General features: G+C 61.3%; 12 protein-coding genes, 3 tRNA genes and 2 pseudogenes. 8 read left to right on the top strand and 9 right to left on the bottom strand.

Annotated features, from left to right (window positions below):
- The first annotated feature begins 8 nt into the window (after window positions 1-8).
- Window positions 9-1667, top strand: a complete 1659-nt coding sequence (locus tag CO660_RS08410) for an acyl-CoA dehydrogenase family protein (protein ID WP_097598344.1) — start codon at window positions 9-11, stop codon at window positions 1665-1667.
- A gap of 22 nt (window positions 1668-1689) precedes the next feature.
- On the opposite strand, the pseudogene CO660_RS33760 reads toward CO660_RS08410, so the two are convergent.
- Window positions 1690-1869, bottom strand: a pseudogene (locus CO660_RS33760) (type II toxin-antitoxin system VapB family antitoxin); the annotation flags it as partial.
- A gap of 143 nt (window positions 1870-2012) precedes the next feature.
- Window positions 2013-4877, bottom strand: a complete 2865-nt coding sequence (locus CO660_RS08400; RefSeq protein ID WP_097598342.1) for a ribonuclease E/G — start codon at window positions 4875-4877, stop codon at window positions 2013-2015.
- Between the two features lie 623 nt (window positions 4878-5500).
- Here CO660_RS08400 and CO660_RS08395 point away from each other — a divergent pair.
- From CO660_RS08395 to prfB, 3 genes are all read left to right on the top strand, one after another.
- The gene (locus tag CO660_RS08395) at window positions 5501-6760 is read left to right on the top strand and encodes an N-acetylmuramoyl-L-alanine amidase (RefSeq protein ID WP_097598341.1); all 1260 of its coding nucleotides are present in this window, start codon (window positions 5501-5503) and stop codon (window positions 6758-6760) included.
- Between the two features lie 359 nt (window positions 6761-7119).
- The gene (locus tag CO660_RS08390; protein ID WP_097598340.1) at window positions 7120-9579 is read left to right on the top strand and encodes a penicillin-binding protein 1A; all 2460 of its coding nucleotides are present in this window, start codon (window positions 7120-7122) and stop codon (window positions 9577-9579) included.
- Between the two features lie 102 nt (window positions 9580-9681).
- A protein-coding gene (gene prfB, locus CO660_RS08385; protein WP_176536255.1) for a peptide chain release factor 2 occupies window positions 9682-10813 on the top strand; the annotation gives its coding sequence in 2 pieces (ribosomal slippage) (window positions 9682-9750 and window positions 9752-10813; 1131 coding nt in all).
- A 49-nt stretch (window positions 10814-10862) separates the two neighbouring features.
- On the opposite strand, the pseudogene CO660_RS08380 reads toward prfB, so the two are convergent.
- The 3 genes and pseudogenes from CO660_RS08380 to CO660_RS08370 all read right to left on the bottom strand — a co-directional run bounded on the left by CO660_RS08380 (window position 10863) and on the right by CO660_RS08370 (window position 13192).
- Window positions 10863-11878, bottom strand: a pseudogene (locus tag CO660_RS08380) (dienelactone hydrolase).
- 32 nt (window positions 11879-11910) lie between these two features.
- Window positions 11911-12414: a hypothetical protein gene (locus tag CO660_RS08375; RefSeq protein ID WP_097598529.1), complete on the bottom strand. Its 504-nt coding sequence runs from the start codon at window positions 12412-12414 to the stop codon at window positions 11911-11913.
- 4 nt (window positions 12415-12418) lie between these two features.
- Window positions 12419-13192: an NAD kinase gene (locus CO660_RS08370; RefSeq protein ID WP_011424966.1), complete on the bottom strand. Its 774-nt coding sequence runs from the start codon at window positions 13190-13192 to the stop codon at window positions 12419-12421.
- 157 nt (window positions 13193-13349) lie between these two features.
- Here CO660_RS08370 and CO660_RS08365 point away from each other — a divergent pair.
- A tRNA-Thr gene (locus CO660_RS08365) sits at window positions 13350-13425 on the top strand.
- A 331-nt stretch (window positions 13426-13756) separates the two neighbouring features.
- Here CO660_RS08365 and CO660_RS33235 read toward each other — a convergent pair.
- The 4 genes from CO660_RS33235 to rlmB form a co-directional block, all read right to left on the bottom strand.
- Window positions 13757-13894, bottom strand: coding sequence for a hypothetical protein (locus CO660_RS33235; RefSeq protein WP_176536254.1), 138 nt, complete (start codon window positions 13892-13894; stop codon window positions 13757-13759).
- Between the two features lie 62 nt (window positions 13895-13956).
- A complete protein-coding gene (locus CO660_RS33230) occupies window positions 13957-14115 on the bottom strand; it encodes a hypothetical protein (protein WP_176536253.1) in 159 nt (52 codons plus the stop codon).
- A 125-nt stretch (window positions 14116-14240) separates the two neighbouring features.
- The gene (locus CO660_RS08360; RefSeq protein WP_097598338.1) at window positions 14241-14933 is read right to left on the bottom strand and encodes an AprI/Inh family metalloprotease inhibitor; all 693 of its coding nucleotides are present in this window, start codon (window positions 14931-14933) and stop codon (window positions 14241-14243) included.
- A 63-nt stretch (window positions 14934-14996) separates the two neighbouring features.
- A complete protein-coding gene (gene rlmB / locus CO660_RS08355; protein WP_097598337.1) occupies window positions 14997-15887 on the bottom strand; it encodes a 23S rRNA (guanosine(2251)-2'-O)-methyltransferase RlmB in 891 nt (296 codons plus the stop codon).
- Between the two features lie 203 nt (window positions 15888-16090).
- Between rlmB and CO660_RS08350 the strand changes: the two genes are divergently transcribed.
- The 3 genes from CO660_RS08350 to CO660_RS08340 form a co-directional block, all read left to right on the top strand.
- Window positions 16091-16175: transfer RNA gene (locus tag CO660_RS08350), tRNA-Tyr, on the top strand.
- A gap of 24 nt (window positions 16176-16199) precedes the next feature.
- Window positions 16200-16273, top strand: a tRNA-Gly gene (locus CO660_RS08345).
- A 340-nt stretch (window positions 16274-16613) separates the two neighbouring features.
- The coding region (locus CO660_RS08340) for a GTP-binding protein (RefSeq protein ID WP_245421308.1) at window positions 16614-16873 on the top strand (260 nt) is incomplete at its 3' end.

Raw genomic sequence — 16873 nt, 5'->3', positions numbered from 1 at the left:
AGCGAACAATGACCTCCGCAAACCGGACTGACGACAAACTCGCAGAACTCAACCAGCCGAGCCTGTGGTCCGGCATCAATGCCTATCGATCCGATCCTCTGATTGTCGATCTGACGGCGGCCCTGCCGCGCGGCATCCGTGAAGATCTGGAAAATATCGGCCGCTACGTCACCTCGCCGGAGGCACAGGAGCTGGCGCGCATGGCAAACCAGGGGGCGCCACAGCTGCGCACCCATGGTCCGCGCGGCGAACGTCTCGATGTCGTTGAATTCCATCCCGCCTGGCACGCGCTGATGCGTCGCTCCATGTCGGTCGGCCTGCATTCCTCCGTCTGGGATCCGCAGGCCGATATCGAGGCGAAGGACGCTGGCCACAAGGTCCGCGCCGCGCGATTTTACCTGACGGCACAGCTGGAATCTGGCCATCTCTGCCCGCTGACGATGACGAGCGCTTCGGTGGCCGCGCTGTCGGCGTCCCCTGCGGTGCAGAAGGACTGGGCGCCGAAGATCCTGTCGCGCAAATATGATTCGTCCAACCGGCCCGCTATGCAGAAGTCTGCGGTGACGATCGGCATGGGCATGACCGAAAAGCAGGGCGGCACCGATGTCAGGGCCAACCGCAGTGCTGCCGAAAAGGTCAGTGAAGGCATCTACCGGCTTTCCGGCCACAAATGGTTCATGTCGGCTCCGATGAGCGATGCCTTCATCATGCTGGCGCAGACGAAGGAGGGCATGGGCTGCTTCCTCGTGCCTCGCCTGCTGGAGGACGGGTCAGCGAACGGACTGCAGTTCCAGCGACTGAAGGATAAGGTCGGTAACCGGTCCAACGCCTCTTCAGAGGTGGAGTTCACCGATACCTTCGGTTTCCTGCTCGGCGGCCCGGATGCCGGCATCCGCACCATCCTCGACATGGTGACGTTGACGCGGCTTGATTGCGCACTTGCCTCCTCCGGCATCATGCGCGCCTCGCTGGCCGAGGCCGTGCATCACACGCGCGGCCGCAGCGTCTTCGGCAGGATGCTCGTCAATCAGCCGATCATGACGCGCGTGCTGGCCGACATGGCGCTCGATGTCGCGGCCGCCACCGCGCTGTCCTTCCGTCTTGCCGATGCTTTCGACAAGGCCCGCGGCAATGCCGAAGAAGCGGCCTATGCCCGCGTCATGACTCCCGTCGCCAAATACTGGTGCTGCAAGATCGCACCCGCGCTGATCTACGAGGCGATGGAATGCATCGGCGGCAACGGTTACATCGAGGAGCGGCCGATCGCCCGTCATTACCGGGAGGCTCCCGTCAATGCCATCTGGGAGGGCTCCGGCAACGTCATGGCGCTGGATGTGCTGCGCGTGCTCAACCGTGGCAAGGATCTGTTCGAAACGGTTTTTGCGGGCCTCGCTCGCGATCTCGGCCCCGCCGGGAAGAAAACGATCGACGTGCTACGCGCCGCAATCGCCCTCAGCGAACAGGACGAGGGCGCGGCACGCCTGCTCGTCGAGCAGCTGGCTCTTGCCGCCGGCGCCGCCGAGCTCTACCGGCTCGGGGCAGGGCGCATTGCCGATGCCTTCATAGAGACGCGCCTGGCTGGAGGCTGGCGCTCCACCTACGGCATGCTCGACTCCCGCTTCGACGCCAGCTACATCGTCGATCTGCTCTATCCCCCGGCCGCCTGATTGTCAGCGGGGGATATTGACATATCTCGTCGAGGTCGCCTTCCCAGCCGATCATTGCGAGATCTTCGATCGCATTCTTCTGACGGTGCCTGTCGACGAGGCTTCGCAAGGCCTGTTCGATCGTGGCCTTTTTCGTCGCCAATTCCGTGGCGGCCATTGCCGCTTCGAGCAAGCCCCTATCGATATCCAGAGTCGTTCGCACGGTCGCATCCCATGTGTGTGATCTCAGTAATACACGTACTCGCGCTGCCTTGCTGAAAGTCGATCCTGATGCCGCCGCCATAAACGAAAATCCGGCCGCGTCGCCGCAGCCGGATCTCATCATTTACGTCCGAAAATCAGCGTTCAGAAGAAGCCACGGCGCTGCCACCAGCCGGCTTTCTTCGGCTTGCCTTCGTCGCTTTCGCCATTTTCGGTACGGGCGGATTTCACCGTCGGCTCTGAGGAAGAAATATTGGATTCGCGGTTGGCGCGAACCGGCTTTGCTTCTTCCTGGGCGGGCGTTGCGAGATCGGCGGAGGCTTCGACCACCTCCGGTTCGGCTTCAACGGCGGGTGTTGCTTCCGCTACTGGTTCTTCGACCGGCGCTGCGGCGGGCTTGCGGCGGCCGCGGCCACGGGAAGGCTTTACCTCTTCGGCGATGACGGCCATATCCTCGACGGCAGCCGTTACAGCTTGGCTCTCGCCGGCCTGTTCGGGAACCGTCTCGACAATTGCGGCTTCACCTGGAGCGACGTCATCCGAAATGCCGTCGTCTTCATCCTCGCTGCCGCTGCCTTCGCCGGCTTCATTGGCCGTCAGCTCGGAGCCGTCCTCCCGATTGCGGCGACCGCCGCGCTTGCCGCGGCGACGGCGCTTGCGGCGCTGCGATTCCTCGTTTTCGGCGCGGCTCTCGGGTGCAGCGGCGGCGGTTTCGTCGCCCTCAGCGCCCTCATCGTCGCCATCTTCCTCTTCGTCGCCAGCTTCGCCTGCAGCGGCTGCCGGCTGCTCGGCATTGCCGTTGCGGCCACGACGGCGGCGGCGACGCTTGCGCTTGCGGTTGCCTTCACCTTCGCCTTCCGAACGCGCAGCGGGACGTTCGGTCGCGGCAGCCTTTTCCTCGAGTTCTTCGTCTTCGTCCTCATCAGCCTCGATGACGATGTCGTCGTCCTCATCCTCGGGGATGGCTGCGAAGTTGAAGAGGCTTTCGATCTTGACTGGGTTTTCGACAGGCTCGCCGCGGTCGATCGCAAAGTGCTGTGCGCCGACCGAACCGTCGGCATCGATGATGATCGCTACGCCAAAGCGCGCTTCGTAATCGACGATCGTCTGGCGCTTGTGGTTGAGCAGGTAGAGCGCGATGTCGGGCGTGGTGCGCACGGTGATGTTGTGCGTCGTATTCTTCAGCAGATATTCCTCGATGCCGCGCAGCACATGCAGGGCGACGGAGGACTGCGAACGGACGTGGCCGGTGCCGCCGCAATGCGAGCAGACCTGGGTCGTCGATTCAAGAACGGAAGCGCGGATGCGCTGGCGTGACATTTCGAGCAGGCCGAAATGCGAGATCCGGCCGACCTGGATGCGGGCGCGGTCGTTCTTCAGGCATTCCTTCAGTTTCTTCTCGACGGCGCGGTTGTTGCGCTTCTCTTCCATGTCGATGAAGTCGATGACGATCAGGCCGGCGAGGTCGCGCAGGCGAAGCTGGCGGGCGATTTCTTCCGCGGCTTCGAGGTTCGTCTGCAGCGCGGTGTCCTCGATCGAGTGTTCGCGCGTCGAGCGGCCGGAGTTGACGTCGATCGAAACCAACGCTTCCGTCTGATTCATGATCAGGTAGCCGCCGGAACGCAGCGTCACCTGCGGCTGCAGCATGCGGTCGAGCTGGGCCTCGATGCCGGAGCGCGAGAAGATCGGGTGGATATCGCGGTAGGGCTGAACCACCTTGGCATGGCTCGGCATCAGCATCTTCATGAAGTCTTTCGCTTCACGATAGCCTTCCTCGCCGGCAACGATGATTTCGCCGATATCCTTGTTGTAGAGGTCGCGGATCGAGCGCTTGATCAGCGAGCCCTCTTCATAGACGAGGCAGGGAGCGGTCGACGCCAGCGTCAGAGTGCGGACATTTTCCCACAGGCGCATCAGATATTCGAAATCGCGCTTGACCTCGACCTTGGTGCGGTTCGCACCGGCGGTGCGAAGGATGACGCCCATGCCCTGCGGCACTTCGAGCATGCGGGCGATTTCCTTCAGGCGCTTGCGGTCCTGCGGATTGGTGATCTTGCGGGAAATGCCGCCGCCGCGCGCCGTGTTCGGCATCAGAACCGAATAGCGGCCTGCAAGCGAGAGATAGGTGGTGAGAGCGGCACCCTTGTTACCGCGCTCTTCCTTGGCGACCTGCACCAGCAGGATCTGGCGGCGCTTGATGACTTCCTGGATGCGGTACTGCTTGCGCGGCTTGCGCTGCACGCGGTCCGGTACTTCTTCCATCGCGTCTTCGGCGCCGACGGATTCGATGACTTCCTCTTCACCGTGATCATCGTCGTCATCGTCGTCATCGTGGCGACGCTTGCTGGTGTCGATGTCCTCGGAGATCGTGTCGGTTTCCACCATCGCGGCCATCGTGCCGCCGGCAGGGGCGTCATCGTCGTTGTCGACGCTTGCAGCGCCTTCGGCTTCGACGTCAGTCGGAACGGCATCCTCGGTCGCGGTCGTTTCGGCAACCTTCTTGCGGCTCCGGCGCGGCCTTGCCTTCTTGGCTGGCGCTTCCTCGGCGGCTTCAGGCGATGCTGCCGCCTCTGCCGTTACGGCAACCTTTTCCGCCGCGGCCTCTTTCGTTACGGCAGCCGGTGCCTCTGCCGGCACGATGCCGACATCCGGCTGGTCCTGGGTCGAAAGATCGACGACCGGTGCGGTTTCGACGTGTTCGACGTCTTCGTCGCGGCGATGCTCCTCGGCTTCGGCCCGAAGCAGTGCCTGACGGTCGGCGAGCGGTATCTGATAATAATCGGGATGGATTTCGGCGAAGGCTAGGAAGCCGTGCCGGTTGCCGCCGTAATCGACGAAGGCGGCCTGCAGCGAGGGCTCGACCCTCGTTACCTTTGCAAGATAGATATTGCCGCGGATCTGCTTCTTGTGCTGCGACTCGAAGTCAAATTCTTCTATGCGGTTCCCGCGAACGACAACGACGCGCGTCTCTTCCTCGTGAGACGCATCGATAAGCATTTTGTCTGCCATGTAAGCTGTGCTCCTCGGCGTGGCCGCGAGAGCGCATTCCCGACTGCTGTTGAAACAGAAAGAATGCGGTCCACCGTGGCCGCGCCGGATATTGAAAGTCGCGCTTGACGCGAAGGGAAGAGCAGCAGCCAGACCGCAGCCGGAACCGTTTCGGTCCGGGGCCTGTACACTTCAGATAAAACCTGCTGCGAAACCATCAACAACCAAGCGTGATCGACAAATACGAAGACCCGGTTCGGGTCCGATGAGGGTTGCTCCCTGAGAGCGTGGTGGCTGATCCACCAATGAAGTTCCGACAGAAGCCGGAAAATCAGGATCCAGTTCCCGGGTTGAAGCGCATGAGACGGCGGACGATGACCGATGTGGCGCCAGGTCCAGATCTGGCTGGCAGCCCTTGCGGCGACTCTATCCCGTCAACACTTCTACCCTAAAATGCGTTGTATGTTTTCTCTGTCACAATAGCAAGGGAAAAGCCAAATGTGCCATAATATTGATGGATTTCGAATCGCATAGAAACTGGGGGCAAGTGACCGCGATTCGGCAGGTCGCAAGGCGTCTCGCTATCGAGCGTCGATCCGGCCATATCAGGTCCATCGCGGTTACAAATAGGGTGTGACGGTTTATTGTTTAAGAGGGCTCGGATCGCGGCGCAGTCCGCAACGCGGCGATCGACATTCGCAAGGCGGGTTCAGACGGCGGTGCTCATTGCAGGTTGCCTCCTGCCTGGCCTCGCGGGTTCGGCCGAGACGAAGGATCCGCTGCTCGCTTATGGGGCGCGCATCATCGGCGATGACGCCAGGACGCGCATCGTCATCGATTTCGACCGCGAACCGCGTTTCTCCGTCCATTATATCGCCAATCCGGAGCGGATCGTCGTCGATTTGCCGGCCACCGCCTTCGGTTTCCCGGGGAAGGATTTGGCCGCTCGCGGCCTCTTCAAGGATATCCGCTACGGCAAGATGGATGAGGAGAGCGCCCGCATCGTGCTGACAGCGGCAAGGCCGGTGAAGCTCTCGCTCGCCAAGGTGCAGGCCGACGAGGCGGGCAGGGGTCATCGCCTGGTGCTCGACGCCGAAATGATCGATAAGGAGGCCTTTGCCGAACTGGTGAAGACACAATCGTGGGATGATCGGACCGAGGCGGCTCAGACGACGAGCGCCATTCCGGCGCCGGAGAAAGCCGCCCCCGGCGATTTCGTCATTGCCGTCGACGCCGGCCATGGCGGCATCGATACCGGCGCAATCGGCGTCGATACGAAGACCGAGGAAAAGCAGGTGACGCTTGCCTTCGCCAGGGCTCTGGCCGACCGGCTGAACAAGGAGCCGGGCATCAAGGCGTTCCTGACGCGCAGCGACGACGAGTTCCTGTCGCTCTCCCAGCGCGTGCTGATCGCCCGCCAGAACCATGCCGGCCTGTTCATTTCACTGCATGCCGATACGCTGAAACAGAAGGATATCCGCGGCGCAACGGTCTATACGATTTCGGACAAGGCCTCGGACAAGCTCGCAGCCGATCTTGCCGAGCGCGAAAACCTTTCCGACCAGATCGCCGGCAAGGAGGTAGTCGCCGAGCCGCCCGAGGTCGCCGACATCCTGCTCGATCTGACGCGGCGCGAGACGCAGGCCTTTTCGATCTCGCTGGCCGAAAGCGTGCTGAATTCCTTCAAGGACCAGGTCGGCACCATCAACAATCCGCACCGCCACGCCGGCTTCCGCGTGCTGCAGGCCCCCGACGTGCCGTCGATCCTGCTCGAGCTCGGATTCCTGTCGAATGCTGAAGACGAAAAACTGCTGCTCGACGAAACCTGGCGAACCAGGATCGCCGATCTCCTGACCGAGGCGGTGAAGCGATACCGTACCGGCGTTGTGGCGAATGGCGGATAAGAGCGCCGCCCAAAGATTCTAATAGTTCGCTCTGGCGAAATCCATGAAAACAGAGACTTGGACCCATCAGATGAATCTCGTTCTGAACGCCGTGCTTCGGCTTGTCGGCGGGCAAGGGCGTTGCTTGGATGTGACAGTCCCAATGAAACGCTGCCGCGGCGACGATTGCGGCGGGCCGAGCCCTATTTTGCTCACATTCGCGCCGTTACTCCGGCTTATGTTTCCTAGCTTGAGGCGCGGAATCGGCTTGTGGCGGTAGCGCTCATGGAGTAAGCCGCGCGCAACGTGCAAATTGTCTCGATCTGTGCAATCGTTGCGTCTGCGCCGATTGCGGATCGAAGAGACCGGTAGCTGAAAATATGCTTAGACTTCTTGGATATTTCTTCGGAATGGCCTGCGTCCTGTTTCTGGTCGCTGCGGCGGGTATTGCTATCTATCTCGCCAATGTCGCCAGGGATCTTCCGGACTATGCCGTACTGAACAGCTACGCGCCGCCGGTGACGACCCGCGTCCATGCCGGCAACGGCGCTCTCATGGCCGAATATGCCAAAGAAAAGCGTCTTTTCCTGCCGATCCAGGCCATTCCCGACCGCGTGAAAGCCGCTTTCCTGTCGGCGGAGGACAAGAATTTCTACAACCATCCGGGCGTCGACCTCACCGGTCTCGGCCGCGCAATCCTCGTCAACCTGCAGAATTTCGGCTCGGGCCGCCGTCCCGTCGGTGCCTCCACAATCACCCAGCAGGTGGCTAAGAACTTCCTTTTGAGCTCGGACCAGACGATCGACCGCAAGATCAAGGAAGCAATCCTCTCCTTTCGTATCGAGCAGGCCTACAGCAAGGACAAGATTCTCGAACTCTACCTGAACGAGATTTTCTTCGGGATGAATTCCTATGGCATCGCCGGCGCGGCGCTGACCTATTTCAATAAGTCGGTTACGGAGCTGACTGTCGCCGAGGCCGCCTATTTGGCATCGCTTCCGAAGGGCCCGGCCAATTATCATCCGTTCCGCCATCCTGAGGCGGCGCTCGAGCGTCGCAACTGGGTTATCGATCGCATGGTCGAGAACGGCTATGTCAGCCAGAGCGACGGCGCGGAAGCCAAGAAGCAGCCGCTCGGCGTCACCGCCCGCAGCAACGGTCCCTCGCTCTTCGCGTCCGATTACTTCGCCGAAGCCGTGCGCCGCCAGCTGATCGATCAATATGGCGAGAAGGTTCTTTACGAGGGCGGCCTTTCCGTGCGCACTTCGCTCGACCCACAAATGCAGCTCGCCGCCCGCAAGGCGCTGCAGGATGGCCTCGTGACCTATGACGAGCGCCGTGGATTCCATGGGGCCATTAAGCAGATCGACTCCAGCGGCGATTGGGGCAAGGCGCTTGCCGATATTCCCGCGCTAACCGACGTTCCGGAATGGCGGCTCGCCGTCGTCCTCGCCGTGTCCGATAACAATGTCGATATCGGCCTGCAGCCGGCCAAGGACGGGAGCGGCAAGGTTGCGGCGGACCGTCAGCGCGGCACCATCGACGCCAAGAACATGCAATGGGCCTACCGTTCGGCGGATGGCTCCCGAAAGACGGCGAAATCGCCGGCCGGTGTCTTGAGCCCGGGCGATGTCGTCTATGTCGAGAAGCTCGGTGACGACGCGTCGACCTCCTACCGTCTGCGCCAGCCGCCGAAGGTACAGGGCGGGCTTGTCGCCATGGATCCGAAGACCGGCCGCGTGCTCGCCATGGTCGGCGGCTTCTCCTATGGCCAGTCCGAATTCAACCGCGCCACTCAGGCGATGCGCCAGCCGGGCTCCTCGTTCAAGCCTTTCGTCTACGCCGCGGCGATGGATAACGGTTATACGCCGGCCTCCGTCATCATGGACGCGCCGATCGAGATCGTCTCGGGCGGCCAGGTTTGGAAGCCCGAAAACTACGGCGGCGAAGTCGGCGGCCCGTCGACACTGCGCTCAGGCATCGAGCATTCGCGCAACCTGATGACGGTGCGACTCGCCAACGATCTCGGCATGAATATCGTTGCCGAATATGCCGAACGCTTCGGTATCTACGATCACATGCTGCCGGTTCTCTCGATGTCGCTCGGCGCGGGCGACACGACAGTGCTGCGCATGGTCTCGGCCTATTCGGTTATTGCCAATGGCGGCAAGCAGATCAAGCCGACCCTGATCGACCGTATCCAGGACCGTTATGGCAAGACGATCTTCAAGCATGAGGAGCGCCTCTGCGAGGGCTGCAATGCCGGCGACTGGCAGAACCAGGAAGAGCCGAATGTCGTCGACAACCGCGAAACCGTCCTTGACCCGATGACTGCCTACCAGATCACCTCGATGATGCAGGGCGTCATCCAGCGCGGCACCGCCGCCGGCAAGATTGATCTCGGCGGTCGCGACGTCGCCGGAAAGACCGGCACCACCAATGACGAAAAGGATGCCTGGTTCGTCGGTTTCACGCCGGATCTCGTCGCCGGCCTCTATATGGGCTTCGATACGCCGGCCCCGCTCGGCCGCGGCGGCACCGGCGGCGGTCTATCCGCCCCGATTTTCAACGAATTCATGCAGGCCGCCGTCAAGGACATGCCGGAATCGAAGTTCGTCATTCCACAGGGCATGAACCTGATCCCGATCGACCGCAAGACCGGCATGGCCGCCGCCGACGGCGATCCGAACACGATCGTCGAGGCCTTCAAGCCCGGCACCGGACCTGCCGACAGCTTCTCCGTCATCGGCATGGACAGCACCATGGCGCCGGAGGAGATCCTGAAGACCTCGCCGCAAGCCAACCAGGCCGTTCAGACCGGCACGCCAGGACTCTTCTGAGTCTTCACCCAGTTTTGGAAACCCGCCCCGGCTCTTTACATCCGCGGCAGGCGTCTCTATGTCACCAGCACTTGAAGAAGACCGTTACAGAGAAGCAGGAAAATGCGAGCGGAAATCGAAAACGTGGTCGATGAAACCAAGCAGGCTATCACCCTGCTGAGGAGGCATCTTTGACTGGGACCAGGCAATAAGACGACTGGACTGGTTGAACAACAAGGCAGAGGATCCGAACCTCTGGAACGATGCGCAGGAGGCCCAGAAGCTGATGCGCGAGCGTCAGCAGCTCGATGACGGCATTAACGGCGTCCGGCAGCTGGAACAGCAGCTGAAAGACAATGTCGAGCTGGTCGAACTCGGCGAGGAAGAGGGCGACGAAGGCATCGTCAAAGAGGCCGAGGATGCCTTGAAGGCACTGAAGGCCGAGGCCGCGCGCCGTCAGGTGGAGGCGATGCTCTCCGGGGAGGCCGACAGCAACGACACCTATCTCGAAGTCCATTCCGGCGCCGGCGGCACCGAAAGCCAGGACTGGGCCAACATGCTGTTGCGCATGTACACCCGCTGGGCGGAACGCCAGCGCTTCAAGGTCGAGCTTCTCGAAGTCCATGACGGCGAAGAGGCGGGCATCAAGTCCGCCACCCTGCTCGTCAAGGGCCACAATGCCTATGGCTGGCTGAAGACTGAATCGGGCGTACATCGTCTGGTGCGCATTTCCCCCTACGACAGCAATGCGCGGCGCCATACGTCCTTCTCGTCGATCTGGGTCTATCCGGTCGTCGACGACTCGATCAACATCGACATCAACGAAAGCGATTGCCGCATCGATACCTATCGTTCGTCAGGTGCCGGCGGCCAGCACGTCAACACGACGGACTCGGCCGTGCGCATCACCCATATCCCGACCGGGATCGTGGTGGCCTGCCAGCAGGAACGTTCGCAGCACAAGAACCGTGCCAAGGCCTGGGAAATGCTGCGTGCCCGGATGTACGAAGCAGAGTTGAAGAAGCGCGAAGAGGCCGCCAACGCCGAAGCCGCTTCCAAGACGGATATCGGCTGGGGTCATCAGATCCGCTCCTACGTGCTGCAACCCTACCAGCTGGTCAAGGACCTGCGCACAGGCGTCGCCAGCACCGCTCCGGATGACGTGCTCGACGGCGATCTGAACGAATTCATGGAAGCGGCCCTTGCCCACCGCATCAGCGGCGCCGCCGATGCGGTCGTCGAGGATGTCGACTGACAATCAGCATTTGGAAATCAGAAAGCCCTGGAAACGGGCCTTTCTTTGTTCAGCCTATCGCGCCGCCATCGCCGCCATGAAACAGCGCCGCCGATAGAGCGGCAATCTCGTCATGAACGGCCCCCCGCTCGATGACTGGCGGATCGGTGAAGAGCTCGGCGGCAAAGGCCATGCCGAGCCCGGTTCCCTCCGGCACAAAGATATAATGCCCGAGGCCGCCGTCGAGGATTTTCAGGGCGCTGCGTGTCAGGCGCTCATGCAGCCAGCAAGAACATTCCTCAGCCGGTGCCGCCTTATCGGCATCGCCGACAAGGATAAGAGCGGGCGCCACGACAGCTTTCAGGCTTTCGGCGCCGAAGCTGAGAACGGAGCGACCCGGCGCGCAGAGGACCGCCGCTGTGATCCTGTCGTCCCGATAGGATCGCGACATGCGGGACCATGATTCGCGAAAAACATCGCTGGTGCGAAGCAGTGAGGGAATATGATCGGCGAGGTCGGGAAATTCCCTCGGGCCGCGTGGACCACCCGGCTTCAGCCGTGACGGCTCGAACTGCGAGAACTGGGTGACGGCGCCGAGAAGCAACATGACGCTATAGGCTCCGGCCGAAAATCCGACCGCGAATACACGGTCCGCATCGATCCGACCGGCAAGATGGCCAAGCCAGTCGCGACAGCGGTCGAGCATCAAGCTCAGATCTGGCGCCCGTTCCCAGAGACAGGCAAAACCTTCGGCGCGGTAGGGCTCACTGTATTGCCGTGATGATCGACGCCGAGCGCTGCAAATCCGCGATCGACCAGGCGTCGCGCCAGCCATTCCAGTCCGGCCGCAGATCCACCAGTGCCATGTGACAGCAGGACGAGGGGATAAGGCCTGTCTGAGGGCCGAATCGGTGCGTCGCGAGCGACCGCCGCCTTCCGAAACCAGCTTCTCTCCTGGATCTCGCATTCCTGGGCGTTATCGGCAGCCGGATACCATAGCGACCAGCGGACGGGCCTTGGACCGGCTGCGTCCCAGTCCAGTCTCCGGTCGTCATAGAGGATGCCCTCGCGAAAGCCGAGTTTCATCTTCCTCGCCTGTGCGAACAGCGTCTCGCTGCTCAATTGGTCGCTTTCTCGATGGTGATGTCGCCGAGTTCGTCAATCAGCACGGTCCAGCCGTCCGGCTCGGCTGCGGGATCGGTCTTTAGATAGATCGTAGCGAAGAGGCCGGGTTGCTTGATGATGCCGCTCGAGTTTTCGGGGCGGATATCGGTCACGTATGGCTTCAGGTCGCTGATCTCCTGCAGCTCGATGGTCGAGGCAATCGCCGGACCGGTCTCGGTCTGGGCAATCTGCTGAAGATAGACTTTCGATGTCCTGTCCGGCTGACGCACGGCAAAGAGCTTGTAATAGCCGTGGCGCTTTTGCTGAGGGGCGGACACGCTTTCGGCAGCGGTGGGCGCCCGCTCGACATTAGGTGCGTTGCCGTCATCCTCCCAGTAGCCGGTGCTGGTCGCGAAAATCACAGAAGCCGGCAGGATGACGTCCTGCGCGGGAGCGGCGATCGCGGCCGAGCATCCAGCAAGGAAAACCGTCGCCATCAATGTCAGGCGCATTGCCATCATTTCAATCCTTGAACTGCTCGGCGAGAATGCGGTCGGACCAGGAGCGGTCCGGATCGGAGAGGATACGCGCCGTCATATGCTCCGACTGGGCGATGCGGACATGCAGCACCGATTTGACCTCCGTATTGTCTGCCACCGCATTCACCGGCCGCTTCACCGGTTCGAGCACGTCGATGTCGACAGTCACCTTGTTCGGAAGCAGGGCGCCCCTCCAGCGCCGCGGCCTGAAAGCGCTGACCGGCGTCATGGCGAGCAGTGGCGCCTCGAGCGGCAGGATGGGGCCATGGGCGGAAAGGTTATAGGCCGTCGATCCCGCTGGGGTGGCCACCATCAGCCCGTCGCAGATCAGCTCCTCCAGACGTACGCGCCCGTCGACCACCACCCTCAGATTGGCGGCCTGATAAGACTGACGGAAAAGATAAACCTCGTTGATGGCGAGCGCTGTGGAATTCGTGCCGTCGGCATTGGCCGTCGTCATCTTCAACGGGCGGAAGGCGTTTTCGACGGCGACGCAGATACGCTCCTGAAGCCGTTCCGTGCTGTAATCATTCATCAGAAAGCCGACCGAGCCGCGATTCATGCCGTAGACCAGCTTGCCCGAATTCATGGTGCTGTGCAGCGTCTGCAGCATGAAGCCATCGCCGCCCAGTGCGACGATGACATCGGCCTTGTCCTGAGGCACGTCGCCATAGATGCGAATCAGCTCTTCGCGCGCTGCGAGCGCCTCCATCGTCGGCGAGGCGATAAAGGAAAGCGTCTGGAATGAACGGCCCATACAATGCCCTTTGTGAAGCTGCTCTAGCTAAAGGATAAATGGCAGTTGCGACAAGGCCGTTTTGCAAGACAAGGCGTTTTGAATACACGCAGACTTGTCGGCGCTCCCACGGATTTTCCTTTACAGGATCGCAGAATCTGTTAGTTGGGCAGCTATTGCCCTTGTAGCTCAGTTGGTAGAGCACCTGATTTGTAATCAGGGGGTCGCGGGTTCGAACCCTGCCGGGGGCACCAGCCTACGCTCGTGAGCTTCGGCTCGGCGAGCCGAAGAGAGCGGCCAAGCGAAGACTGTCGCGTCGTAGTTTCGTTGAGAACGAAGGCGGACTGGTTTCGATAATGCTCCGGCGCGTTTTTCCTTAATGAACCCCGTCCGAAGGACTGTTTCAGCGGCAATTCAGCCGCGACGGCGCAGTGTCTCCCCATCCTCAATGAGGAACCAGCCATGAAGTTCGCGCATATTTGCTGACCGCAGCCATTTCCCTCGAGTGGTGCCAATATGATCGCGACATGCCCTGGTTCTATTGCAGCTGAAGAACAGTCGGTCTCAGCTACCCGTCGTTCCGGTTCAATGCGCGAGGGGTTCGTTGATTTTGGCCTCGATCCTGTCGCCATTACCGGTCTGTCCGGCACCGGAAGGTGACATCATCGCGATGCTGAGCACCGAGGCGACCATGACGGCGACGATGACGATCATTATGCGCATAAGCGTTCAATCCTCGTTCGATCGGGGATTAACGCGCGATTGCCGTCCGCGTTCCTCTCGGCCTATTGCACCGGCCCCGGCGTCGCGGGGCCAGGCGCCGTCGGCGACAAGGGATCGGCCTGGTGAACGGGATGCGACGTGTCCACCCAAATGATGCTGAGAATGATTCCCACAAAGGCCGCGATGAAGAGGATACCGAAAATCAGCGGTCGAATGGCCATGATGGGAATCGCTCCTTCTTGCTTATGACCGGTCGCTACGGATCGATCGCCGCCCGATCATAATGCTCCAGAAGGTCATTCCAAGGCAAAAAGTGGATTTCTCCGGCTCGAGCCATGCGCCGGGATCAGTGGCGCACGAGCGAAAGTGGCTTGCCGCCTTCTTCTCTGGACTTGTCGAAATTGCCGTCGGCGCGCATGTCGAAGCTGAGCGACGAACCGTCATGGCTCATCAGCGTCAGCCCGAAACCATCGATATCCCATATGGTGAGCTTGAGCCCGGCGACATTGGCGGCGCAGTCTCCGGAAAGCGATAGGGGTGCATGGCCGTCCGTATCGACGGTGCCGTCGAGTGTCACGCTGCAGAGCTTTTCGCCGCCCGGTCTTTGCATTGCCCATGTCCCGGCAAGGCTCCTGAAGGTCGGCAAGTGATCGACACCATCGGGTGCCGAGATCAGCAGGAGCGGTGTTTCGTCTTCCGTTTTCATCGCTGAACCCTCGTTCTCGACGAAACGGGCGATGACCTTGCGCATCGCATCGATCAGAATGAGGCCGCCATTGCCGTCGAAATTCCAGGCATAGGACTCGGCGAGCGCCGGCAGTGGCGTAGTGCAAGACTCCTGGCCAGAGAGCGAATAGCCGCCGATCGCCGTACCGGTTTCAAGCGTCATCCGGCATCCCGCGCGGCCGTCTTGCGGGGCAAAGAGATAGGTCCCGGCCTGCATTTTAACAATATCGGCATCGATCTCCTGGCCCTGGGCCAGGCCACAAGCAAGGAGGGCTGCTGCCGCAGCCGAAAGCCGGACGACGAAACGGATCATGACACTTCCCCCTGGCGCGATGACTGCGGTCGCTTGAATTGAGCTGGTCGCTTGTTGGCCCACCTATGGCTTCAGATAGAGCCGCGCCGCATAAAGCGCGATCGCCGCTGCATTCGAGACGTTCAGCGATTTGATTGCGCCCGGCATGTCGAGGCGGGCAAGCGCGTTGACGGTTTCGCGTGTCTTCTGCCTGAGCCCCTTGCCCTCCGAGCCGAGCACCAGCGCCACCTTATCGCCTGAGAAGGTGCCTTCGAGCGGCGCCGGCCCTTCCGAATCGAGGCCGATGGTGGAGAAGCCGAGCCTGTGCAATTCGCCGAGTGCATCGGCGAGATTGGTGATCTGTATATAAGGTATCAGTTCCAGGGCGCCGGAGGCGGACTTGGCGAGCACGCCTGACTCGGTCGGGCTATGTCTCTGGGTGGTGATAACGGCCCCGGCATTGAAGGCGACGGCCGAGCGCATGATCGCGCCGACATTGTGCGGATCAGTGACCTGATCGAGCACGAGCAGGAGAGGGCTGTCCTTTAGCGCTTCGAGCCGGCGCATCGGTAGCGGCCGCGTTTCCAGCATGACGCCCTGATGGATCGCCTCGGGACCCAGCACCTTGTCGATCTCGTGCGGCGAGACGATTTCGAAGGGAATGCCGAGCGTCTCGACGTCGATTTCCAGGCGCGCGAGCGCATTCTGTGTCGTAAACAGCTTGATCTTCTTGCGCTCCGGATTGTCGAGAGCGGCGCGCACTGTATGGAGGCCATAGAGATATACCTGGTCGGGCGCGAGCGCCGGCGGCTTCCAGTCCTCAGCTCCACGCCGGCGCTTCTGTGGCTGGGGTGTCGGGATCTCGCCGCGTTCGCGCTTGGCGTCACGGTGGGCGCGCCTCAGATTGGCGTAGTGCGTATCCTTGGCGGATGGCTCTGTCGCGGCCTTGCCGCCGGATTTGTTGTCTTTGCTCATGCGGCTTTATAGCCATGGCGTTCGCTGCCGCATAGGCTTTCTTTCATATGCCGGCTTTCGGCGGCGAATGAAATTTTTCGTGTTTTTTCCATTGTCATCGTGTTGACAGACGGAAATGCTCCGGTCATATACGCGGCGCAGACGACGGGCGGCAACGCTTCGAAGCCTGACGAACTTGGTCTTCAAGATCCGGACGAAAAACTGGAGAGATGCCCGAGTGGTTAAAGGGGACGGACTGTAAATCCGTTGGCTCAGCCTACGTTGGTTCAAATCCAACTCTCTCCACCATTCGTCATCGGATCTGACCATCCCGCGGGTATAGCTCAATGGTAGAGCAGCAGCCTTCCAAGCTGAATACGCGGGTTCGATTCCCGCTACCCGCTCCAGTCTCCCTTAAAGCCAGTTGACGCGATCGCAGTCGCGATCGTCACGCGCGCTGTTTCCAGCCGTGGCGGAGACGCCGGCCGCCATTGCCGCAGGCGAGGGATGTCAATGCCGGCGGCCGCGGCTCATCCTTGGTGATCCGTGCGATTTTCTCTGAGATTCCAGCGATTTTTGGAGGGGCCGCGGCGAATCGCCTTGCAGGCGGCGAATTGTCTCCCATATGCGCTGTCACGCCAAGATTGGCGTCTGCAATTAAGTCTTGCGCAATTTCGCCGAAAGCCTTAAACGGCGGCACTAAACCGGTTCGCCGGGGCCACCATTTCGTTCACAGGAAGCATTCAAATGGCAAAGAGTAAGTTTGAGCGCAACAAGCCGCACGTCAACATCGGCACGATCGGCCACGTTGACCACGGCAAGACGTCTCTGACGGCAGCGATCACGAAGTACTTCGGTGAGTTCAAGGCGTACGACCAGATCGACGCGGCTCCGGAAGAGAAGGCGCGCGGCATCACGATCTCGACGGCGCACGTCGAGTATGAGACGCCGGCCCGCCACTACGCGCACGTCGACTGCCCCGGCCATGCCGACTACGTGAAGAACAT

It is taken from the genome of Rhizobium sp. L9 (assembly GCF_002531885.1).
In the GTDB taxonomy this organism is placed as follows: domain Bacteria; phylum Pseudomonadota; class Alphaproteobacteria; order Rhizobiales; family Rhizobiaceae; genus Rhizobium.
The sequence above is the reverse complement of the archived record's forward strand: the minus strand, read 5'-3'. Positions and strand labels throughout refer to the sequence as shown.